Genomic DNA, 21,919 nt, shown 5'->3' with positions numbered 1-21,919 from the left:
ATTTAATAAAATAATATACGAAGTTTAATATTTTTTTAAGTTATAAATCGAACTAAATATTAAGCGAGCTTTGAATAAATGGTGTTTTTAATTGTGTTTAATTATTCGTGTTTAGTAATTAAGCACAGTTTTTGAGTGCTTTTATCAACTTAATTAGGTTTTTGTCAATTTGATTAAGATAAGCTAATAAATAAAAAGAAATTTAATATGAAATTTAAACTATCTTCATCAGGTTTAACGCGTGAGCAGAAACTTGAGAATATAAAAAAACTTACGGATCGTGAGCTGATAGTGACTTGAGCAATAATCCTATTTGCTTATTTCCTATTTGTAGTAAACTGATTCTTAATCGATCAATTAGCAGGTAATTTCTCATATAACCCTAACGGTGATGTGAAAAATACTTGAGCAGGTTGATCTCAATCATTCTTTTTTAAAAATCCTGGGGCAATAGCAACAGCAGCAACTAACTGATCAATTACACTATTCCGTGGTGTTGGTTCATTCCTTGCTGGTTGATTTATTGGTAAATTAGGTCATAGAAAAACTGTTTTAACTATGATCGGAATTATGGCATTATCATTCCCGTTCATTGTTGTGGCTTATCCTTTCGATGGAAACAATGCCTTAGTTTTATCTGAAAGTAAAATGTTCTATGAAAAAACAAATGATGTTATAGGTCAAGGCGGAAGTCTTACTAAATTAACTGCATTAGGATACAGTTTATTCATCATCTTTAGAACTTTATTAGCCGTGGGTGGTACAGCTTTAATTAGTTATACTCAACCAGTTATTGCTAAGCTTTCTACAATTCAAAAGAAAACTACGCTTAGTATGATTAACCCATTTGGGTTCAATATGGGTGTCGCGTTCCCATTCTTATTGTTTGCTTTCAGTACACAAATTAAATTAGAAGCAACTAAAAATTGATATATTATTTGTGCTGCATTCATTCTAATTATTGTTGCTACTTGAATACTTTACTTTATCTTTGGTAAAGAAACTGTTTTACCAAATGAGAAGCATACTAAAATGGAATCTGATGTCACTATCAAATCATGTTTAAAAGATAAAAACATTATCAAATTATTCGTAATGTTTGGTGCATGATTAGTGGCTGTAGTATGATTCTTATCTGGAACATATTCAGGCATAGTAGCTTCATCTACTTTCAATAAACTTTCAACCGAAAAAGTATTACCTTGAGCGACAAGTTCGACTAAGATCGCATTCGTTCTAGGTCTAATAGGTGGGGTATTCTTATTAAGTCCATTTAATAAAACTAGATATGAAAGAAGAAGATACTTAATGACTACTTTCAGCTTAGGTATGATATTCATTATTGCTTCATTCTTATTTGGTTACTTAGGCGGTAACAAAAACCCTGGATTAGCAGCTGGACAAATCATTACTTCATTCTGTTCAGGTATCTTCTTATGAGGTATTCAATCAACAATCTTAATGATTCCTCATGAATTCAAAGGTGCTTCACCTTCTAAAGTTGGTACACAATTCGGACTTATCTGAGGTGTAGGTTATGTATTATATACATTATCTGACATCGTATTATCAGTTATTACACAAGGTCCTTCATTAGCTGGTGTTACTTACACTGCTGAACAAATTGACCCTGCTGGTCTTACAGCTGTTATATTGTTCATAATATTATCAATGAGCTTTGTAGCTATGGCTTCAATATTACCTAAATCAGGACGTATTGTTAATGGTGAATGAGTTCCATTTACTGATAAATGACCATTCATGTCATTCAACTTCTACAAAGGTGATATCTTTAAATAATAGATAACAAAACAAATAAAAAGGATTAGCGAATTGCTAATCCTTTTTATATTCCCTTAAACTAGTTATTTACATTCCGCACAATCTTCTTGTTCAACACAAACTCATTCTTCTTTTTTAAAGAAAGGTTTCATAGTGTTAATAGAATCATAATAGAATTTACCTTCAAGGTGATCCATTTCATGTTGCAAACACATTGATAATAATCCATGCGCTTTTATTACCACTTCTTTTTGGGTTAAGTAGTCAAAGCCTTTTAGCTTAACTTTTTCGCAACGAATAACATATCCATCTTTATCTGTAGGAACAGATAAACAACCCTCACCAGAACCTATATAAGCTTTATTAACGCTTTTTTCAATTCACTCAGGGTTCATTAAAAAGTATTTATGTTCTTTGTTACAAAAATCTGTAAAATGAATGTAAAACATTCTTTTATTTAAACCAATTTGGTTAGCAGCTATTCCAATACCAGGTCTTATATCGTATTGTTCTGCGCGATCATAAAAACTTTCATCAACATATGAGATCATTTTATCGATAGCTTCTTGAACTTCTTCGCTTATCGGAAAAGTCACAGGACTACATACTTCACGCATCTTTGGATTCTGGTCTGTAACTAATCAATCACTAGTCGGTTTTAGTTTACTTTTCATTTTAATAGTGTTCTAATAAATATAAATATTAAAATATTAAAAAGTATATAAGAAAGTAAATTTATCCGAAACAATACTGCTTATATCAATAAATTAGTTCAAAGTATGAGTAATAAACAAGGTTTAATTATCTTAATTTCAGGACCAAGTGGAGTTGGTAAAGGTACGATAGTTAATAAACTTTTATTAGATAACGAATTAAAACTAAACTTATCTATTTCAGCCACTACAAGAAAAAAAAGAGAAACTGAAATAGAAGGAACACATTATTTTTTTAAAACAAAAGAAGAGTTTCAATCTATGATTGACAATAATGAGTTATTAGAATATGCTCATTATGTTAACAATTACTATGGTACACCACTTTCGATTGTTAAAGAGATTATTGATAAAAACGAAAATTTAATTCTTGAAATCGAATATCAAGGTGTGATGCAAGTATTAAAAAAAGGGTTTAGAACATTAAGTATTTTTATAACACCACCATCTGAAGAAGAATTAATTAATCGTTTAAAAAAGCGTGGAACAGAAAGTGATGAAACGATTAAATATCGTTTAGAACAATCTGTTAAAGAATATGCTCACCAAAAATATTATGATCATATTATTGTTAATGACAATTTAGAGCAAACAATTGAAAAAATCAAGAAATTAATCCAAGAAAGTAATAGATAATGAAAAAGATATACGCAAGTTCAACTCATGTAGGTACAGTTCGTGAAGAAAACCAAGACGCAGTATTTGTTGGTACTAATCAGTATCACAATATAATTGCTTTAGTTTGCGATGGTCTAGGAGGATATAAAGGTGGGGCGATTGCTAGTAGTATTACTCGCGACTTAATCCGTGATATTTTTTTATCAACCAACTTTAATAATCTAAGTGATGAAAAGATGGAAAGTTGGTTTAAAAATGTTTTACTTAAATGTAAACAACAGATTTATAACTATATCGTAGCTAACGATGAAAAGTTTAAAAAAGAACATGAAAATGCATCGCTAAAACAAATGGCTACTACCATTGTTTTATCGATCATTGCTAATAATAAAATCTATACTTTCTGGGTCGGTGACTCTCGCGCTTATTTAATTGGTAAAGACAAAAAAGTTAGTCAAATTACGAACGACCACAACTTGTATAATTATCTTAAAAAGATTAATGCATCTGCTGTAACTTTTAAAGCTAATGAAAAAGAATTATTAGCTTTAACTAATATCGTATCTAAAGATACTGCTAAACTTGATTTTGATACTTCTTTTGATGTTATTCATAATGACGATGAATATCTATTACTATCATCTGACGGATTTTATAACTTTGTAATGCCTGAGAAATTTCATGATCTATTAAGTATTACTGATGATATGCAAAAAGTAGCTGATAACCTTCTTGAAAACGGTATGAGCGCTATGTCTAATGACAATTTAAGTGTTGTTGTAGTTAAATTAACTGAGGTTATAAATGGCTAATAATAACAAGCCAAACATTAACAGACAAACCGAAAAAAAATCAAATGTTTATCTAATTCCGAATGATAAGTTATTTAGTCAATATGTAATTGTCAAACAACTAACAGAAGGAGGTATGAACTCAGTCATTTATGTTGCTAAAAACATAATGGCAGAAACTGATAAGATTAACGGTGCCAAAAAGAGTTTGGTAGTTGTTAAGATTGTTAAAAAAAATCCAGCTGATAGTGAAGATAAATGAACTAAATTACGTCAAGAATTAATTACTTCTTCTAGAATTAGTCATCCCAATTTAATTACTACGTATGATATTTCAGATAACGAATTAATCTTTGAAAGAAATAATCATATAGTAAAAATTAAAGATATCGTTGTTATCGTAATGGAATACGTTCAAGGTGTTACTTTACGTAAACATATCTCAACTAAAGGAAGTTTATCTGTTAAGGAAGCTTTGTATTACTTTAGAAGAATGGTTGAAGGAATTCAAAAATTACATAACTATTCACATCAAATTATTCACAGAGACTTAAAACCTGAGAACTTGATGTTATCTAAAGATTTCAGAGAACTGAAGATAATCGATTTTGGTATCGCTTCTTCAATTACTACAGATGCTGCTTTAAAAATTCTTACTAATGAGCAAGCATTATTTGGAACCGAAGATTATATGTGTCCAGATGTTTTGGATAAAGAGATAGTTCGTGACGAAAACAATAAACCATTAATTAATCCTAAAACCAATGGTCCATTGTTGCGAAGAACACGTCCTACTGTTCAGTATGATTTTTATTCATTTGGTGTTATTTTGTTTGAAATGATAACTGGTCAAAAGCCATTTAATAAACAAAATAAAAAAGGGCAAGATGTTATTAAATTACCTAACCAATACGATGTCCCTTTAATGAAGACTATGGGTTTTGATGTTCCTAACTCCGTAGAGAACATTGTTTTTAGATGTATGGCATCTAAAAAAGAAGATCGTAAATATCGTTATAGTAGTTGCGAAGATATTCTTAAAGATTTGGATAATGTCGATAAAGAACAAGCGTTAATAAAACCTTACGAAAAAAGGGTTTTGCAAAAAGACGAGTTATTCAAACCAACTGAAATAACTGTTGATTCAGAACCTATTATTTTTAAGTATTGATCATTTTGATTAATTACAGGTCTTGTTATCTTAATTGTACTTTTAACCTTAGGTTTGATTATCTTTAATTTCTCATCACCACCAAAATAATGATTGCTAGAATTTTAGAAATTAATGCCAACGATCTATTTTGTGAAGTTAATAATGAGATAAAAAAACTTCATGCACCAGGTAAATGAAAATACCAAAAGATTAAATTGGTGGCTAACGATTTATTAGAACTTAATGAACGTAATGAGATCATTAAGTTAGTTGAACGTAAAAATTATTTGGTTCGTCCTAAGGTAGCTAACCTTGATTATGTTATCTTGGTTTTTTCAGTTAAAGATCCATTACTAAACTTAAAACAACTTTTTAAGTTTTTAGTTTATTTTGAATCAAAGCTTGAGTTCAAGCCGTTAATCGCTTTTTCAAAATTAGATTTAATTGATAACAGTGATGATTTTGAAGAAATATATCAAGCTTTGATCCAAACAGGCTATCAAGTTTTTAGATTAAATAATAACGATGATTTCTTAAATTTAAAAACAATGATATCTGACAAAATATCATTGTTTTGTGGTCATAGTGGAGTTGGTAAATCAACTTTAATTAAAAGGTTAGATAACACTCTTAATATCTGAACTCAAGAAGTATCTAACAAACTTAAAAGAGGTAAGAACACTACAACATCAACAAAGCTTTATAAATTCTTAAATGGATATATTGCAGACTCCCCTGGTTTTTCTATTTTTAATCTTGAAATTACTAAACAGGAATTAAGTTATGGTTTGTTAGAATTCAGGAAATACCAAACCCAATGCAAATTTAGGGACTGTATGCATTTAGAAACAAGTATTGATTGTTGTGTAAAAAAACAGATTAATTCATTAATCTATAAAATATATTTAAGTTTGCTTCAGTCGATATTTTAAAATTAAGCAATAAACCAAAAAAGTGAGAACACTATGATTAAATTAAAATTTGACCTTATTAAAGACTTAGATTACCAAAAATTATCAACTAAGTATCAAGCTAAATTAAATGATATATTTGATCAATTAAAAGATAAGAAAACTCCAAGTTCAAATATGTTAGGTTGAATTGATTATGTTAATCAAGACCAAACTGAAATATATCAAAAAATTGATGCTAAAATTGCTGAATGGGATCAATTAAAAGTAACGGATGTTGTGGTTATTGGTATTGGTGGTTCATACACTGGTATCAAAGCAATTTTAGATATCACATCATACTTACCAAGCCAACAAAAAAGAAAAATTCATTTTGTTAGAAGTTTAAGTGAAAACACTTTAATAAATATTTTAGAACAAGTTCGCGATAAGAATTGAGCGATTGTTGTTATATCTAAATCAGGTACAACTTTAGAACCATCTGTAGGATTTAAATTATTCCGAGAGGCTTTATATAAACAATACGATCAACAAGCAGCTAAAAGAATAGTCGCGATAACTGATCCACAAAAAGGTGTTCTACACGATTTAGCAGTTAAGAATAACTATGAAATGTTGCCGATTTATTCAGATATTGGTGGTAGATTTTCAACATTAACACCAAGCGGGTTGTTTGTTGCTGGTCTAGCTGGAGCTAACTATAAAGATTTAATTTTAGGTGCTAAGCAAGCTAACGCTGATTTATTTAGTTCAGCTAATTTAACTAAGAACACAGCTTATTGTTATGCCGCTCTTCGTCATTATCTTTACACAGAGCTTAAAAAAGATGTTGAAGTAGCTATTACTTACGAAGAACAACATGAATACTTGATGTTGCAACACCGTCAATTATTCGGAGAAAGTGAAGGGAAAAAAGAAAATTCTTTATTCCCAACATATTCAGTATTTACAACAGATTTACACTCTATGGGTCAGTTATACCAACAAGGTAAGAAGATCTTTTTTGAAACAGTTTTCTCATTTGAAAAAGCCAACAGCAATAGTTTAAAACTAAATAAGTCGCAATTTGATAACGATGACAAGCTTGATTATGTAACTAACAAATCAGTTAATGAACTTAACTATATTGCTTGCGAAGCTACCAAACAAGCTCATGCTAGTGCTGGCGTGCCAATTATTGAAATTGATATAGAACAAAATAATGGTTATGGTTTTGGTTATGTTTATTACTGATTATGCATAGCTACTTCTGTTTCAGCGCTATTATTAAATCATGATCCATATGACCAACCTGGTGTTGAGGATTACAAGCAAAGAATGTTTAAACTTTTAGGTAAATAATGAGCGACTTATTATTTTCGATTTTACCGATGCTTAATGACTATGATCAAGATAAATTAGCTCATTATAAGCAATTAGGTTTGAATAAAATTCATTATGATGTAATGGATGAATTCGTTAATAACTATGCTTTTGATGAACGTTATGTTGATTCACTAAAAGCGTTGGGTTATGAAGTTAATGTTCATTTAATGGTAAACAAAATTGCTAAGCATATCTTGACATACACAAAGACGAAGTGTGACAATATTAGTTTCCATGTCGAACCATTAAAAGACAATAAAGAATTAATAACTAAATATTTAGCTTACATAAAAAATAGTAATAAAAAAGCTGGATTAGCATTCAAATTTAATACTGATATATGCGAATATTTAGACCAAATTAAATTAGTTGATTATGTGACTTTAATGTCGGTTGAACCAGGTGCTGGTGGGCAAGAATTTAGTCCGCTTGTTTATAGGAATATTGCTAAACTTATTAAGTTCTTTCCTAATATTGAGATTGAAATTGATGGTGGTATTAATCTAGAGAAAGCATGCGAACTTAAAGGTTTAGTATCAAAATTTGTTTCAGGATCATATTTTTATAAATTGCTGGATGATGAGAAGAAAATGATGATTGAAACAATTAAGAGTTTCGATTCAAAAAATTCTTCTATTTAACAAAAAGATACATATCTTTATATATACATATATAAATAAAGGTATTTGTTTTCTTAACTAATTTTTAAGATAAAATAAACAAAGCAAGCTAAATAAAAACAACTAAGGACAAAAGCAATGGCTAATGAATGCTCAAAAATTTTGATAATCGAGTCACCAAACAAGATTAAGACCTTAAAAAAATATTTATCTGATGAGTATGATATTGTTGCTACAGTTGGGCATATTAGAGATTTACCTAAATATACCCTAGGTTTTAATACTGAGGATTTTGTTCCTAAATGAGAAATAATCCAAGAGAAAAAAACTAAGACAACAACCAAAGATAAAAAAAGTAAAACTGCTAAAAAGGTTACTAAAAAAGAGTTAATTAATGAGCTAGTAGATAAAGCTAAAAAAGCTGACGAAATTTATTTAGCAACCGACCCTGATCGTGAAGGTGAAGCTATTTCTTGACATGTATATGATGTTTTAAAAGATCGTGGTGTAAATGTTGATAAATGTAAAAGAATTGTTTTCAACGAAATTAGTGAAAAAGCAGTTAAAAATGCATTAGCTAATCCGCGAGAAATTCAAAAAGATTGAGTCGCTTCACAAATAACAAGAAGAAGAATCGATCGTTTGATAGGTTTTAAACTATCAAGTTTATTAAAATCAAAATTGAATGCCGATTCAGCTGGCAGAGTGCAATCGATTGCACTTAAATTTATTACTGAGCGTGAAGATTTAATAAAAAAGTTCGTTCCAAGATTTTGATGAACATTAGATGTTGTTCTAAAAGATGGAACAGAATTAATGTTAAGAAAAATTGATGATGAATTAAAATCTAAGCTATCTTTTAAAGAACTTGAAGAAGTTAGTGGAATTGATTTTAATTCTAAAGAAGATGCTGAAATCGTTAAACAACATTTAGGTGATAAATATAAAGTTTATGCCGTTGATGAACCAAAATTAAAACATTCTTATCCTAAGGATGTTTATAAAACATCAACACTTCAACAAGATGCAATTAATAAATTAAAGTGAAGATCAATGAAGATTACTTCAGTAGCGCAAGAGTTATATGAAGGTGTTAGCGTTGATAATGAACAGATCGCACTAATTTCTTATCCTAGAACAGATAGTACGAGATTAAGTCCAGAATATCGTAAAACAGTTGTGGATTTTATTACTAAAAGTTATGGGGATAATTATGTAGCAAAAGCTGAAAATGATATATCAAATAGGGAAACTAAAAAAGCTAAGAAAGAAAAAGTTAAAGCTCAAGACGCTCACGAAGCGATCCACCCTATTGACATCACCATAACTCCGCAATCGCTTAAAGGTAAAATTAGCAACGATCAATACAGTTTATATAAATTAATTTGAACTAGAACTGTTGCTCGTTATATGGCTCCGGCTGCTTATGAACTTATTAATATTCGTTTAATTAATAACAACAATAAGTTTTATGCAGTTAACAATGTACTAAAATTTGATGGTTATAAAAAAATCTATTCGCATTTCAATGACACAGATCACCAAAGAGAAATCAAATTAGAGCAATTTGAAATCGGTAAAGAATTTGAAGCTAGCGAAGTGATGATTAACGAACATCAAACTCAACCGACACCAAGATATACACAAGCAACTTTAATTGAATCATTAGAATCTGAAGGAATCGGCCGCCCTAGTACTTATTCAACGATTTTAGATATTGTTTTAAAAAGAAATTACGCTGAACTTACAAATGGTCGTTATTACAAAACAACAGATCTTGGTACCAAAGTAGCCAGCGAGCTAGATAAAAACTTCCCAACTATTATCAATAAAGAATTTACAAGAAATATGGAAGCTACTCTAGATGAAATTGCTCATGGTTCAATTGATGATGTTACTTATCTAAAATCTTTCTGAAGCAACTTTTCAGAAGTTTTAAACGAGGCAAAAACTAATATCATAAAACAAATTGAATATGTAGAAGGACGCAACTGTCCCGAATGTGATTCTAGATTAGTTAAACGTCAAGGGCGTTTTGGTTCATTTATTGGTTGTTCTAACTATCCTAAATGTAAACACATTGATAAAACAGATCAAAAACCTAAGGTAATTATTTACGAAGAAGGTGTAGAATGCGATTTATGTCATTCTAAAATGATTCGTAGAAAATCTTATAAAAAGAAAAATAACAACGAATTCTTGGGTTGTTCAAACTTCCCTAAATGTAAATTTACTAAAAATATTGATTCGGGAACTGAGTCTGATACGATTCGAGATTCAACAATTAATTAATATTTAATATAGATTATTAATATATACATAAAACTATTCAAAGATTTAAAAAACTATGAAACACGTAATTGAAAAAACTGAATTAGATGAAATTCTAAAATCTAACAAAAAAGTTGTAGTTGATTTTTACGCAGACTGATGTGGTCCTTGTAAAATGTTGGCTCCTGTTTTTGAAGAAGTATCTAAAGAAAAAACGGATTGAACTTTTGTAAAAATCAATGTTGATGAATCTAAAGAGCTTCCGATTCAATATCAAGTTAGTTCTATCCCTAATGTTATCACTTTTATAGATGGCGAAAAAACTAATAGCAGAATTGGATTTATTCCTAAAGATCAATTAATTGATTTATTAAAATAAAAATACATTTTTTTAAATAAATCTTGTCAAATTAATTTTTTTGTGATACTATTTATCAGGTTATCATTTTTATGTTAGAGTAGTTAATAATTATCTCTAACCTCCTTTAGATGATAGCTACCAAATGCTTCTTGAAAACTGAATAGAATCTGTCATTTTCTGAGAGTTTGATCCTGGCTCAGGATTAACGCTGGCGGCATGCCTAATACATGCAAGTCGATCGGATGTAGCAATACATTAGAGGCGAACGGGTGAGTAACACGTATCCAATCTGCCTTATAGTGGGGGATAACTAGTCGAAAGATTAGCTAATACCGCATAACAAGTTAATTATCGCATGAGAATAACTTTAAAGAAGCAACTGCTTCGCTATAAGATGAGGGTGCGGCATATCAGCTAGTTGGTGAGGGTAATGGCCCACCAAGGCGATGACGTGTAGTTATGCTGAGAGGTAGAATAACCACAATGGGACTGAGACACGGCCCATACTCCTACGGGAGGCAGCAGTAGGGAATTTTTCACAATGGACGAAAGTCTGATGGAGCAATGCCGCGTGAACGATGAAGGTCTTTTTAGATTGTAAAGTTCTTTTATTTGGGAAGAAAAGTCAGTAGAGTGGAAAGCTATTGACCTGACGGTACCATTTGAATAAGTAACGACTAACTATGTGCCAGCAGTCGCGGTAATACATAGGTTGCAAGCGTTATCCGGATTTATTGGGCGTAAAACAAGCGCAGGCGGATTAGAAAGTCTGGTGTTAAAAGCAATTGCTTAACGATTGTATGCATTGGAAACTTCTAGTCTAGAGTTTGGTAGAGAGTCCCGGAACTCCATGTGGAGCGGTGAAATGCGTAGATATATGGAAGAACACCAGAGGCGAAGGCGAGGACTTGGGCCAATACTGACGCTTAGGCTTGAAAGTGTGGGGAGCAAATAGGATTAGATACCCTAGTAGTCCACACTGTAAACGATGGATGTTAAGTGTCGGAGCGAATACTTCGGTGCTGCAGTTAACACATTAAACATCCTGCCTGAGTAGTACATTCGCAAGAATGAAACTCAAACGGAATTGACGGGGACCCGCACAAGTGGTGGAGCATGTTGCTTAATTCGACGGTACACGAAAAACCTTACCTAGACTTGACATCTTGGGCGAAGTTATAGAAATATAATGGAGGTTAACCCAATGACAGGTGGTGCATGGTTGTCGTCAGCTCGTGTCGTGAGATGTTGGGTTAAGTCCCGCAACGAGCGCAACCCTTATCGTTAGTTACTTTGTCTAACGAGACTGCCAACGTAAGTTGGAGGAAGGTGGGGATGACGTCAAATCATCATGCCCCTTATGTCTAGGGCTGCAAACGTGCTACAATGGCCAATACAAACAGTCGCAAACCCGTAAGGCGGAGCTAATCTGTAAAGTTGGTCTCAGTTCGGATTGAGGGCTGCAATTCGCCCTCATGAAGTCGGAATCACTAGTAATCGCGAATCAGCCATGTCGCGGTGAATACGTTCTCGGGTCTTGTACACACCGCCCGTCAAACTATGAGAGCTGGTAATATCTAAAACCGTGTTGCTAACCGCAAGGAAGCGCATGTCTAGGGTAGGGCCGGTGATTGGAGTTAAGTCGTAACAAGGTACCCCTACGAGAACGTGGGGGTGGATTACCTCCTTTCTATGGAGTATATTAATACACTAACACGATATACACCTGTTACATATAACGGTGAAATAATAAAATCCAACAAAAAGGTTAAACCCATTAAAGCAAATTTATTAACTAAAAGTTGTTGGTCAGATTCTGTTCAGTTATCAAGGGGCATTTGATGATAAAGTTCATTAAAATCCCTCAAATAATTGACCTAGTACGCTAGGTCTTTTTATTTATAAAAAACAGGATTTCGTGGTAAAATATATAACGGTTGTTTAAATATTGATTACCTTCATCAATATATATTTTTGAATATGATGTATTTGAAAATGTTTGAACAATTTTAAAATTGATCATACATATCCAAATAAACTATAAATATCTTATTTAACTAACCATAATAAAGGACAATTTAGCTAAACAGCATAATCAATGAAAGACACAAACCTCAGTATCAAAGGTGTTGTAAAAGAGATTATTAAAGGTGATAAATTTAAAGTATTGCTAGAAAATAATCTTTTGATTGAAGCGCATGTGTCAGGAAAAATTCGAATGCACAAAATTCGTATTTTGCCAGGTGACAGCGTGGAAGTCGAATTCAGCCCTTATGATCTAACAAAAGGGCGAATTATTTATCGTCATTAATTAATAAAAAACTATGAAAGTAAGATCATCAGTAAAACCAATTTGCAAGGATTGCAAAGTTATTAGACGCCAAAGGGTTGTTAGAGTTATCTGTAAAACCCCTAAGCACAAACAAAGACAAGGATAGAATATGGCTCGTATTTTAGGTATTGACATCCCGAATAACAAGCGCGTGGAAATTTCATTAACTTATATTTATGGAATTGGTAAGCCTCGTGCTCAAGAAATTTTAAGAAAAGCAAAAATTGACTCAAATAAAAGAGTTAAAGATTTAACAGATGAAGAATTAGCTTTAATTCGTTCTGTTGCTAGTACATACGTATTAGAAGGGGATCTTCGTAGAGAAGTAGCGTTAAACATTAAACGTTTAATGGAAGTTGGTTCATATGCTGGATTACGTCACAGAAGAGGGCTACCAGTAAGAGGGCAAAGAACTAAATCGAACGCTAGAACACGTAAAGGTCCAAGAAAAACCGTTGCTAACAAGAAAATTGAAAGTAAGTAATAATAAATTATGGCTAAAAAGAAAAAAACAGTTGCCAGCAATGGGATTGCTCACATTCACGCAACTTCAAATAACTCAATTATCACAATCACAGATATCAATGGTAATGCTATAACTTGATCATCTTCAGGTGCAATTGGGTACAAGGGTGCTAAGAAAAAAACACCTTATTCAGCTGGTGTAGCTGCTGAAAAAGCAGCCAAGGAAGCTATGGCAATGGGTTTAGCAACCATTAAGATTTATGTAAATGGTGTAGGTAGAGGTAAAGAAACTGCAATTAGATCTTTAGCTGCTTGTGGTTTAACTATTACTGAAATCCACGATGTAACACCTATTCCTCATAACGGTTGCAGACCTCCTAAAAAGCCACGTTAATTATTTAAGAGGAAAATTATGCAACAATTTTTGCGATACAATATCAACGTTATTAAAGAAGATAACGACAAAAATTATGGTAAATACATCGTTAAGCCTCTAGAAAAAGGGTTTGGTATTACTTTAGGTAATGCTCTTAGAAGAGTGATGTTAAGTCACCTTCCAGGATCTGCTGTATTCGCCCTAAAAATTAAAGGTATTTCACACGAATTTGGATTTATTCCAGGTGTTAAAGAAGACGTAACACAAATAATATTAAATCTTAAAAACTTAGTTGTTTGAATTAGCGATAATATTATTTCAGATGATACCTTAGTAGAAACACCAATTGAAAAATGACCGGTTATGACAATCCGTGCTAACAAAGCTGGTATTGTTAAAGCTAGTGATATTGAATGTCCATTAGGTTTTGAAATTCTTAACAACGACTTAGAAATTTGTACTTTATCTGAAGATACAGAAATCGCTATTGATATTTATGCAACTAGAGGTCGTGGATTCAAAACTGCAGCAGATAATCGTTCAGAAATTGGATCTTTATCAATTATTCCGGTTGATTCTAATTTCAATCCAATTATCAAAGTTGGATATCAAGTTGAAGAAGAAACATCAGATGTAATTACTGATAAGTTAGTTATCGAAGTTGGTACTAACGGTTTAATCAAACCTGGTGATGCAATTGGTATGGCTTCTAAAATTCTAGCTGATCACTTAAGACCATTAATTGATATCAACAAGTCATTACATGACATTCAAGTTCTTAATGAAAAGAATGTTGAAGAAAAAAACAAGAAGTTATCAATTCCAATTGAACAACTTGATTTAACAGTTCGTTCTTATAATTGTTTAAAGAGACACGGAATACAAACAGTTGAAGAACTAGTTACTCGTTCTAAATCTGAAATTGAAAACATTCGTAATTTAGGTAAGAAGTCAGTTCGAGAAATTAATAAAAAACTTAATGAACTGTACGATTTAAAACTTAAGAATAACTAATAATATCTATGTCATACATTAACAAAAAAGGTAAAACCACATCAACTCGTTTGATGATTATTCGTCAACAAGTTAGTGATTGCTTAAGTTATAACGAAATCAAAACAACATTAACTAAAGCAAAAGAAACTCAAAAGCATTTAGAAAAACTTATTACAGTAGCTAAAGAAGATTCAGTTGCAAATAGAAGAAGAGCTAAATCGATTCTTTTAAACACTCAAGTTTGTTCAGCTGATGAATTAGTTGCTCATCTATTTAATAAAGTGGCTCCTGTTTTCAAAGAAAGAAACGGTGGTTATACTAGAGTAATTAAATTAGGTGCTAGAATGGGAGATGCTACTGAAATGGCAATCTTACAATTCGTTGATAAAGTTCCTAAATACGTTGCTAAAAAAGCTAAACAAACTAAAAAAACTACTACTGCAAAAGTAGAAGCTAAACCAGCTACTCCTGTTGCTAAAGTTGAACAACCAGTTAAGTAATTTTACTTAACGATATGTTATAATATTCAAGCATAAATAATTAAGGAAAACAAACTTGGTAAAAATTAGATTAATGCGTTTAGGTCGTCACAAACTACCATCATATCGTATGGTTGTTGTAGATTCTAGAGTTAAACGTGATGGAAGTTATATAGAATTAATTGGTCACATCGATCCAATTAATGGAATTAATAAAATAAATGGAGCACTTGCAATTGAATGATTGAAAAAAGGTGCTCAACCTACTGATACAGTAAGATCAATTCTTTCTAAAGAAAAAATTTGAGAAAAATACACAGCTTCTAAAAAAGCTTAGTATATGAAAATCATTGTTTTATCGCTTTTTGATCAATTTGTAAAGTCGTATTTTGATTTTTCGATTATTAAAAACGCTTTAGACAAGAATGCTGTTGAATTAGAAGTAATAAATTTTAGACATTATGCTACTGATAAACACAAAACAGTTGATGACACTATTTATGGTGGAGCGGCTGGAATGTTGTTGAAATTAGAACCATTAGTAAACTGTTTAAGAGATATTAAAAAAAATAAATTTAAAGACCCCGAAAAAGTTAAAAGTTATTTATTATCCCCTCAGGGTGATGTCTATGATCAAAAAAAAGCTGAAGCTTTTAGTAAATCAAATAACGATTTAATTTTAATAGCAGGACGATACGAAGGGTTTGACGAACGCATTTATCATTATGTTGATGGAGCTCTATCGGTTGGTGATTTTGTGATTACTGGCGGAGAATTAGGAGCATTAATAGTGGTAGATAGCATCGTTAGGTTGTTACCTAATGTAATCAATAAAGAAAGCTTGGAAAGTGAATCATTTAATGATTACCTCTTAGATTATCCGATGTATACAAAACCTTATGATTTTGAAGGTTATAAAGTTCCTGATGTGTTATTAAGTGGTAATCATCAACGTATTAAAGAATTTAATAAACAAGCTGCGATAACCAACACAAAAAATAAACGACCAGATATGTATGATAAATACAAATCAAATAATAAGTAGTAACAATGAACAAACTAAGTAAACAATACATTATTAACCACGTTAATAATTTGCAATTAAAAAAAGATGTACCAAATTTCCAAGTTGGTGATACAGTATCAGTATCAATTAAGATTGCTGATGAAAAAAGAACCAGAATTCAAAAATTTGATGGTTTAGTTTTAAGAAGAAAAGGTTCTGGATTATCTGAAACTTTTATAGTTCGTAAAGAATCAAGTGGTGTTGGTGTTGAAAAAAACTTCCACGTTCACAACCCAAATATCCAAATTGAATTAAAACGTAAGGGTAAAGTTAGAAGAGCTTACATTTCTTACATGAGACAACGTTCAGGTAAATCTGCTCGTATTAAAGAAAAAGTAGTTAACAACAAATAGTTAGTTAACTTTTTTTATTCCCTTAGAGTAAATTTATGTCTCTAACAAAATCTAAAAATAAACTAGCAAACCTTTCTCAAGAATGAAATAAAGTAACGGTAACAAGAACGCGATTGCGTAGTTCGTTATTGATATTTGCTGGTTTATATGGTCCCAAAAAAATCTGAAACAGAATTGCGATTATTGTTTTAATATCGCTAATTCAAGGTCTAATTAGTCTATTTTTTATACGTAATTCAGGATTATATAACTTAGGTGTTTCTTCGTTAACTCAAGGGTTAGCAAGAATGCTTTTTGTTATTTTACCTACAGGATTACCAAAAGATTTAATTTTCAATCTAACATTCTGGATTTTATATATCGTTATTAATATACCTCTAATCATCTTTTCTTATTTTAAGGTTGGTAAGAGATTTACGATATTAACTGCAGTGTATGTTGTTATTGCTAATTTATTTGGTTTTGTCTTAGATAATATCCCTGGCATTTCTAAAGTTGGATTATTTACAATCAATACAGCAGAAAATAGTTCAATTATTTACGAAGTTGAAAAATTTAAATCAACTAATTTAGAAATTTATAGGATGTTTTTTGATGATACAGGAAAATTGACTGATCTCGGTAGAAAGATTGGTTATATTCCGTTGATATGACAAAATAACAATGAAGTTAATAAAATCTTATCAATGTTCTTGTATGCGATTATAGCAGCTGCATTATCATCATTCTTATACACAATGCTTTTTGTAATTGGGGCATCAACCGGAGGAATGGATTTTATTTCTCAATACGTTGCTAAGATAAAAAGAAAATCAATTGCAGGTATCTTGTTCTATACAAACTTTATAACATTATTAGTATCTGTAATAATTGGTTCGTATATTCCTTCTTCGCTTGTTTTGCAAGAGATACCAAAAGAGATTTTAGTTCCAAATTCAACTAAAAAATTTAGTGATTTAGCTTGAAATGTATCGTTGCTATTCTCGCCTAATTTTATAGGTTCAATATTATCCGCTGTTGTTGTATCAATGTTCTTAGAAGCCTTATTTCCTAGATATAAGATGGCTAAGATTGAAATTTATTCAGCAGATTGCGAAAAAATTCGTCAAGCATTATTATCAGATCACCATCCACATACTATGTCGATGTCAAAAATCACAGGTGGTTTTACAAAAGAAGAACGCGAGATGATCACAACAACTACAATGTTCGTTGAGATTCCTAGAATTATTAGATTAATCCGTAAAGTTGATAATGATTGCTTAATAGCAATTACCCAAATCAAGGGAATTGATGGATGGATGTATATAACTGAAGAATAATAAAGAATGAATCATTCCAAAATTAATTGATTCCCAGGTCACATGAAAAAGACCTTGGATGATATCAATAGAGTTAAAAAACATATTGATTTAGTTATTCAAGTTCTGGATGCTAGGGCAATTAATTTGACATCCAATCCTGATTTGTTAGATATTTTTAATAACAAAACAATTATTAATATAGCTCTCAAATCAGATTGAGCTGATCTTAATTATGAATATGATAAAAATACAATCATAACAAGTATTAAAGATAAGAATTTTAGTAGTTTTGTTATAAATAAAATCTATCAGATTCTTAATGATAAGATTAAAAAATTGCAAGCAAAAGGTTTAGTCACACCACACTTTAGTATTATGGTGATTGGTTTACCAAATATTGGTAAATCTTCATTGATAAATGGATTGATTAAAAAAAACCATAACAAAGTCGAAAATAAAGCTGGAGTTACTAAACGTCAAACCTTTGTTAAATTAAATAAAAATTTCACCTTGTACGACACTCCTGGGGTGTTGTATAAAAAAATTGATGATTTTGAACTAGGTGCTAAACTTAGTTTATTAAACTTAATCAATTTAGAAGTTATACCAATGCAAGAGGTTTTGGATTTTGGTTATAAATATCTAATTAAACATTATCCAAAACAGATGATAGAATGATCTGGCAATTCTGAATTACTTGAAGACTTTAATGATTTTATTAAGTTGTATGCTAATCAAAAAGGTTATTTAAATAAAGGTAACGCAATTGACCTTAATGCAACTTACATGAATTTTTATAAAGACATTTCTTTATCTAAAATTACTAAACTGAACTACGAAAAAAAATAATTTTTTATAATTTTTAAAATGTAAGACTATGAGTATATTAATTGAAGAACTTAAAAATAAGATTAAAGAATCTAAAAAAACACCTGAAATCCTTTTAGTAGAAGGATGACATCCATATGTTCAAGAAGCTGCTAAAAAGTTAGTTGCAGAAAAACTTGTTAAACCAGTTTTAATTTTTAGAACAATCGATGAAATACCTGCTGATTTCGATCCTAGAATCAGACGCTACGTAATAGAAAAAATGGATTTATCTAAGTATGCTACATACTTATTTAAATTACGTGAAAAGAAAGGTATGACTCTAGAAGTAGCTCAAGAAGAAGTTAAGAAACCTAATGTTCTAGCTGCTTTATTAGTTAAACTTGAAGAAGTTGATGGTGAAGTTTGTGGTAAAGAATATACTACAAAAGATACATTAAAACCTGCTTTACAAATCATTAAAACTGCTGAAGGTGAAAAGATCGTTGGTTCGGTAATGGTTTTAGAAAAAGGTGAAGAAAGATTAGTGTTCACTGATTGTGCTATTAATCTTTATCCAACATCTGAAGAATTAGCTGAAATTGCTAAATCAACTATTAAGTTTAGTAAGCAAGTATTACAAACTGAAAAAATTAACTTAGCAATGTTAAGTTATTCAACACTTAATTCAGGTGCTGGTGAATCAGTTGATAAAGTTAAAGAAGCTACAAAATTACTAGAAGAATCTGAAATCGGAAAATTAGCTTCAATCTGTGGTCCTATGCAATTTGATGCTGCTTATGTTGAAGAAGTAAGAAAACAAAAAGCTCCTAAATTAGATTGAGAAAAGGGCGCTAACACTTTTGTTTTCCCTAACATTGATGCTGGTAACATTGGTTACAAAATCGCACAACGCCTAGGTGGATATGAAGCGATCGGTCCAATTCTTACAGGATTAGCTAAACCAGTTAATGATTTAAGTCGTGGCGCTAGCGCTAACGAAATTTATTCAGTTGCTATTATAACTGCTAGTCAAGCTGTAGCTAATAAATAATAATGAAAAACAATATTGAGTGAGTAATTAGTGACCTAGATGGTACACTTATCCGTTACGAAAACAACGAACATATTGTTGATCCTGAAGCTATTAGAGCTATAGAAAAATTACCAGGTAAAAATATATCATTCACGATTGCTACTGGTCGTAAACAATCCGATGTAGTTAATCTATTAAAAAAATATGATCTTTCTTCACAAACGCGTTATATTATAGCTTGTAATGGCGCTATCATTTACGACTTAGTTGAAGATAAGATTATTAAGAATAATTATTTAACTAAAAAAGTAAAAACAACTGTAATGGAATTCATGGATGAATTTAAAAACATTACAGATGATTGTCTTGTATTATCATACGATTTAAATAATAATATTTATGTCTATGATAAGAATAAAAAACATAATAAGAAACTTATAGAAGAATTAACAGCTTATGAAGGATCATTTACAGATAATAATTACATCGAAACCGATGATTTAAATGCTCACGATGATTTAATTAAGTTAATCTTCTTTTACGGTAAAAAAGCGATTAAAGAAGATATTACAGAATATTTAGCGAAGTTTCTTAACCTAACAAAACTTGAAGCTAGTGATTGCGTAATTGTTTCGCCAATGGCTTTTGAATTAAACTCTGAAAACACTTCAAAGGGAAACGCAATTCTAGAGTTAAATAAAATATTAAAAAAAGATCTTAAAAACACTTTAAGTATTGGTGATTCATTTAATGATATTTCGATGTTCAAAGTTACAGGGCTTAGTGTAACGCTTGAATCATCCCACAAAGAAGTGCAAAATAACGCAACAAATATTCTTGATGTTAAAGCATCTCAAGTCGTTGCGGATGCAATCGAATTGTTTGTACTTTAATATTCTTCGTTTAATAATTTATTTAAGCGTTTAAAACTAATGTTTTTAGTTAGCGCTATTGCTTGAGTCAGATTATAAAAATGATCATGTAATAGCGCTAATTTTTTTTCGTCACTAAACTTAGTTTTAAGAATATCCTGAATATATTCGTCAACCTCTTGAATTAACTTAGTTTTTATAAATTCAATCTCACCCTCGATTTGCTTTTCAAAAAAATCGATTTCTGCATATTCATCATCGTCATACATGATTCTAGTATGCATTGATTTATCCATAATTTTGTTATAGTTATTAATTAATTTTTCAAGATCAATATTAGATAATAAATCCTTTAATTTTTCAATATAGGTTTTAAGATTTTGCATTTTGAATAATTTCCTTTAATATTTCAATATAAGTGTCTTTGTGTTCTAGAATGAATGCATGCCCACCATTTTTTATTTCAATATGTTTAGCATCTTTAAAAAAATTCTTTATATAATGTCTGATCATTGTGAATGGTACTAAACGATCTTTATCAGCAGTTATAAAAGTAAAGTTTTCATATTTCTTTTCTGAATGATAAGCGCTGATTATCCTTCTTATCATATCAGGATTAAGTAAAGTTAATGCTAATTTTTTTTGCTCTGTTTGATGTTTTTTGTAAAAATCTAAATCAAACCATTGATTAAATTCTTTTAGATATTTCTTAGGATCATAAAATAAATCTTTAAAAAATTTTTCGATACCAACATCGTTTATTTTATTGGCATCACTAGTAAAGTATTTTGTGAAATGTAGCGCAGTAAGTAAAGTGTTGATTGTTAATGGAGCGTTTAAAACAATCTTCTTGATACGTTCTTTTTCGTTTTTAGTTAGATGTTTAAGAGCGAAAACAATAACGGCACAACCCAATGAATGACCGACTAAAATAATGTTTTTTAAATCAGGATTTTGTTTAATAAAAATAGCTAAAAGTTTTGAAAAATAATCAACGTTTAACTCCTTCATTGTAAATTTAAAATCTGTATCAATATGACCAGGAAAACCCAAGTCATAATGATTAACATTACTTAGTTCTTTAACGATTTTATAATGCATGCCAGGTTCTGTAGCTAAACCATGACAGAATATCAAATCGACCTTCGCTCCTTTGTTGATGTTTTTAATAACCTTTAAATGGTTAATGTCAACGTTCTTAAATGCTCTATTCATAATTTAAAGTTATTATAATAATAATAGAAGATA

25 protein-coding genes and 1 rRNA gene are annotated in these 21,919 nt (G+C 30.6%); 23 read left to right on the top strand and 3 right to left on the bottom strand.

The features are described 5' to 3' along the window. Nucleotides 1-207 precede the first annotated feature (207 nt). Nucleotides 208-1,800 (top strand): MFS transporter, encoded by a 1,593-nt coding sequence (locus tag NMG68_RS03260; RefSeq protein WP_255034538.1) that lies wholly within the window; start codon nt 208-210, stop codon nt 1,798-1,800. 65 nt (nt 1,801-1,865) lie between these two features. Here the strand turns inward: NMG68_RS03260 and def are convergent, their stop codons facing one another. Continuing rightward, entirely contained in the window at nt 1,866-2,456 is a 591-nt protein-coding gene (def, locus tag NMG68_RS03255; protein ID WP_255034537.1) for a peptide deformylase, read from the bottom strand. 105 nt (nt 2,457-2,561) lie between these two features. Between def and gmk the strand changes: the two genes are divergently transcribed. The 22 genes from gmk (at nt 2,562) to NMG68_RS03145 (ending at nt 20,692) form a co-directional block, all read left to right on the top strand. Next, nucleotides 2,562-3,131 carry a guanylate kinase gene (gene gmk / locus NMG68_RS03250; protein ID WP_255034536.1) on the top strand — a complete coding sequence of 190 codons (570 nt, stop codon included), beginning with the start codon at nt 2,562-2,564 and terminating at the stop codon, nt 3,129-3,131. Further along, nucleotides 3,131-3,925: a PP2C family serine/threonine-protein phosphatase gene (locus tag NMG68_RS03245; RefSeq protein ID WP_255034535.1), complete on the top strand. Its 795-nt coding sequence runs from the start codon at nt 3,131-3,133 to the stop codon at nt 3,923-3,925. Before gmk ends, NMG68_RS03245 begins: the two co-directional genes overlap by 1 nt. Then, nucleotides 3,918-5,165 carry a serine/threonine protein kinase gene (locus NMG68_RS03240; RefSeq protein WP_255034534.1) on the top strand — a complete coding sequence of 416 codons (1,248 nt, stop codon included), beginning with the start codon at nt 3,918-3,920 and terminating at the stop codon, nt 5,163-5,165. The genes NMG68_RS03245 and NMG68_RS03240 overlap by 8 nt, the downstream gene beginning before the upstream one ends. Then, entirely contained in the window at nt 5,165-5,989 is an 825-nt protein-coding gene (gene rsgA / locus NMG68_RS03235; RefSeq protein WP_255034533.1) for a ribosome small subunit-dependent GTPase A, read from the top strand. The genes NMG68_RS03240 and rsgA overlap by 1 nt, the downstream gene beginning before the upstream one ends. A gap of 33 nt (nt 5,990-6,022) precedes the next feature. Continuing rightward, nucleotides 6,023-7,309: a glucose-6-phosphate isomerase gene (locus NMG68_RS03230; RefSeq protein WP_255034532.1), complete on the top strand. Its 1,287-nt coding sequence runs from the start codon at nt 6,023-6,025 to the stop codon at nt 7,307-7,309. Continuing rightward, nucleotides 7,309-7,974 (top strand): ribulose-phosphate 3-epimerase, encoded by a 666-nt coding sequence (locus tag NMG68_RS03225; RefSeq protein WP_255034531.1) that lies wholly within the window; start codon nt 7,309-7,311, stop codon nt 7,972-7,974. Before NMG68_RS03230 ends, NMG68_RS03225 begins: the two co-directional genes overlap by 1 nt. Nucleotides 7,975-8,091: 117 nt before the next feature. Next, complete coding sequence (gene topA / locus NMG68_RS03220) at nt 8,092-10,245, top strand: type I DNA topoisomerase (protein WP_255034530.1); 2,154 nt, start codon at nt 8,092-8,094, stop codon at nt 10,243-10,245. 55 nt (nt 10,246-10,300) lie between these two features. Then, on the top strand, nt 10,301-10,603 hold the full coding sequence (gene trxA / locus NMG68_RS03215) for a thioredoxin (protein WP_255034529.1): 303 nt from the start codon (nt 10,301-10,303) through the stop codon (nt 10,601-10,603). A gap of 155 nt (nt 10,604-10,758) precedes the next feature. Beyond that, nucleotides 10,759-12,275: ribosomal RNA gene (locus tag NMG68_RS03210) — 16S ribosomal RNA — on the top strand. 408 nt (nt 12,276-12,683) lie between these two features. Continuing rightward, the gene (gene infA, locus NMG68_RS03205; protein ID WP_255034528.1) at nt 12,684-12,896 is read left to right on the top strand and encodes a translation initiation factor IF-1; all 213 of its coding nucleotides are present in this window, start codon (nt 12,684-12,686) and stop codon (nt 12,894-12,896) included. Between the two features lie 13 nt (nt 12,897-12,909). After that, entirely contained in the window at nt 12,910-13,023 is a 114-nt protein-coding gene (rpmJ, locus tag NMG68_RS03200) for a 50S ribosomal protein L36 (RefSeq protein ID WP_011113890.1), read from the top strand. 3 nt (nt 13,024-13,026) lie between these two features. Further along, entirely contained in the window at nt 13,027-13,401 is a 375-nt protein-coding gene (rpsM, locus tag NMG68_RS03195) for a 30S ribosomal protein S13 (RefSeq protein ID WP_255034527.1), read from the top strand. 9 nt (nt 13,402-13,410) lie between these two features. Then, nucleotides 13,411-13,776 (top strand): 30S ribosomal protein S11, encoded by a 366-nt coding sequence (rpsK, locus tag NMG68_RS03190; RefSeq protein WP_255034526.1) that lies wholly within the window; start codon nt 13,411-13,413, stop codon nt 13,774-13,776. 18 nt (nt 13,777-13,794) lie between these two features. After that, nucleotides 13,795-14,772 (top strand): DNA-directed RNA polymerase subunit alpha, encoded by a 978-nt coding sequence (locus NMG68_RS03185; protein ID WP_255034524.1) that lies wholly within the window; start codon nt 13,795-13,797, stop codon nt 14,770-14,772. Between the two features lie 8 nt (nt 14,773-14,780). Next, nucleotides 14,781-15,254, top strand: coding sequence for a 50S ribosomal protein L17 (gene rplQ, locus NMG68_RS03180; protein ID WP_319023166.1), 474 nt, complete (start codon nt 14,781-14,783; stop codon nt 15,252-15,254). A 55-nt stretch (nt 15,255-15,309) separates the two neighbouring features. Continuing rightward, nucleotides 15,310-15,570: a 30S ribosomal protein S16 gene (gene rpsP / locus NMG68_RS03175; protein ID WP_255034523.1), complete on the top strand. Its 261-nt coding sequence runs from the start codon at nt 15,310-15,312 to the stop codon at nt 15,568-15,570. Nucleotides 15,571-15,573: 3 nt separating this feature from the next. Next, on the top strand, nt 15,574-16,278 hold the full coding sequence (gene trmD / locus NMG68_RS03170) for a tRNA (guanosine(37)-N1)-methyltransferase TrmD (RefSeq protein ID WP_255034522.1): 705 nt from the start codon (nt 15,574-15,576) through the stop codon (nt 16,276-16,278). Between the two features lie 5 nt (nt 16,279-16,283). Further along, nucleotides 16,284-16,652, top strand: a complete 369-nt coding sequence (gene rplS, locus NMG68_RS03165; RefSeq protein ID WP_255034521.1) for a 50S ribosomal protein L19 — start codon at nt 16,284-16,286, stop codon at nt 16,650-16,652. Nucleotides 16,653-16,687: 35 nt separating this feature from the next. Next, entirely contained in the window at nt 16,688-17,974 is a 1,287-nt protein-coding gene (locus tag NMG68_RS03160; RefSeq protein WP_255034520.1) for a YitT family protein, read from the top strand. Nucleotides 17,975-17,980: 6 nt separating this feature from the next. After that, a complete protein-coding gene (ylqF, locus tag NMG68_RS03155) occupies nt 17,981-18,805 on the top strand; it encodes a ribosome biogenesis GTPase YlqF (RefSeq protein WP_255034519.1) in 825 nt (274 codons plus the stop codon). Nucleotides 18,806-18,833: 28 nt separating this feature from the next. Continuing rightward, nucleotides 18,834-19,817, top strand: coding sequence for a phosphate acetyltransferase (gene pta / locus NMG68_RS03150; RefSeq protein ID WP_255034518.1), 984 nt, complete (start codon nt 18,834-18,836; stop codon nt 19,815-19,817). Nucleotides 19,818-19,819: 2 nt separating this feature from the next. After that, nucleotides 19,820-20,692, top strand: coding sequence for a Cof-type HAD-IIB family hydrolase (locus NMG68_RS03145; RefSeq protein ID WP_255034517.1), 873 nt, complete (start codon nt 19,820-19,822; stop codon nt 20,690-20,692). Here the strand turns inward: NMG68_RS03145 and NMG68_RS03140 are convergent. Further along, the gene (locus tag NMG68_RS03140; RefSeq protein ID WP_255034516.1) at nt 20,689-21,057 is read right to left on the bottom strand and encodes an MG296/MPN423 family protein; all 369 of its coding nucleotides are present in this window, start codon (nt 21,055-21,057) and stop codon (nt 20,689-20,691) included. The two genes, NMG68_RS03145 and NMG68_RS03140, sit on opposite strands and share 4 nt — an antisense overlap. Further along, on the bottom strand, nt 21,044-21,886 hold the full coding sequence (locus NMG68_RS03135) for an alpha/beta fold hydrolase (protein ID WP_255034515.1): 843 nt from the start codon (nt 21,884-21,886) through the stop codon (nt 21,044-21,046). The genes NMG68_RS03140 and NMG68_RS03135 overlap by 14 nt, the downstream gene beginning before the upstream one ends. Nucleotides 21,887-21,919 lie beyond the last annotated feature (33 nt).

Origin of the sequence: Mycoplasma bradburyae, assembly GCF_024338845.1 — a bacterium.
Lineage (GTDB): Bacteria > Bacillota_I > Bacilli_A > Mycoplasmatales > Mycoplasmoidaceae > Mycoplasmoides > Mycoplasmoides bradburyae.
Note: the sequence above shows the minus strand (reverse complement) of the source record. Positions and strands in the feature narration are given on the sequence as shown.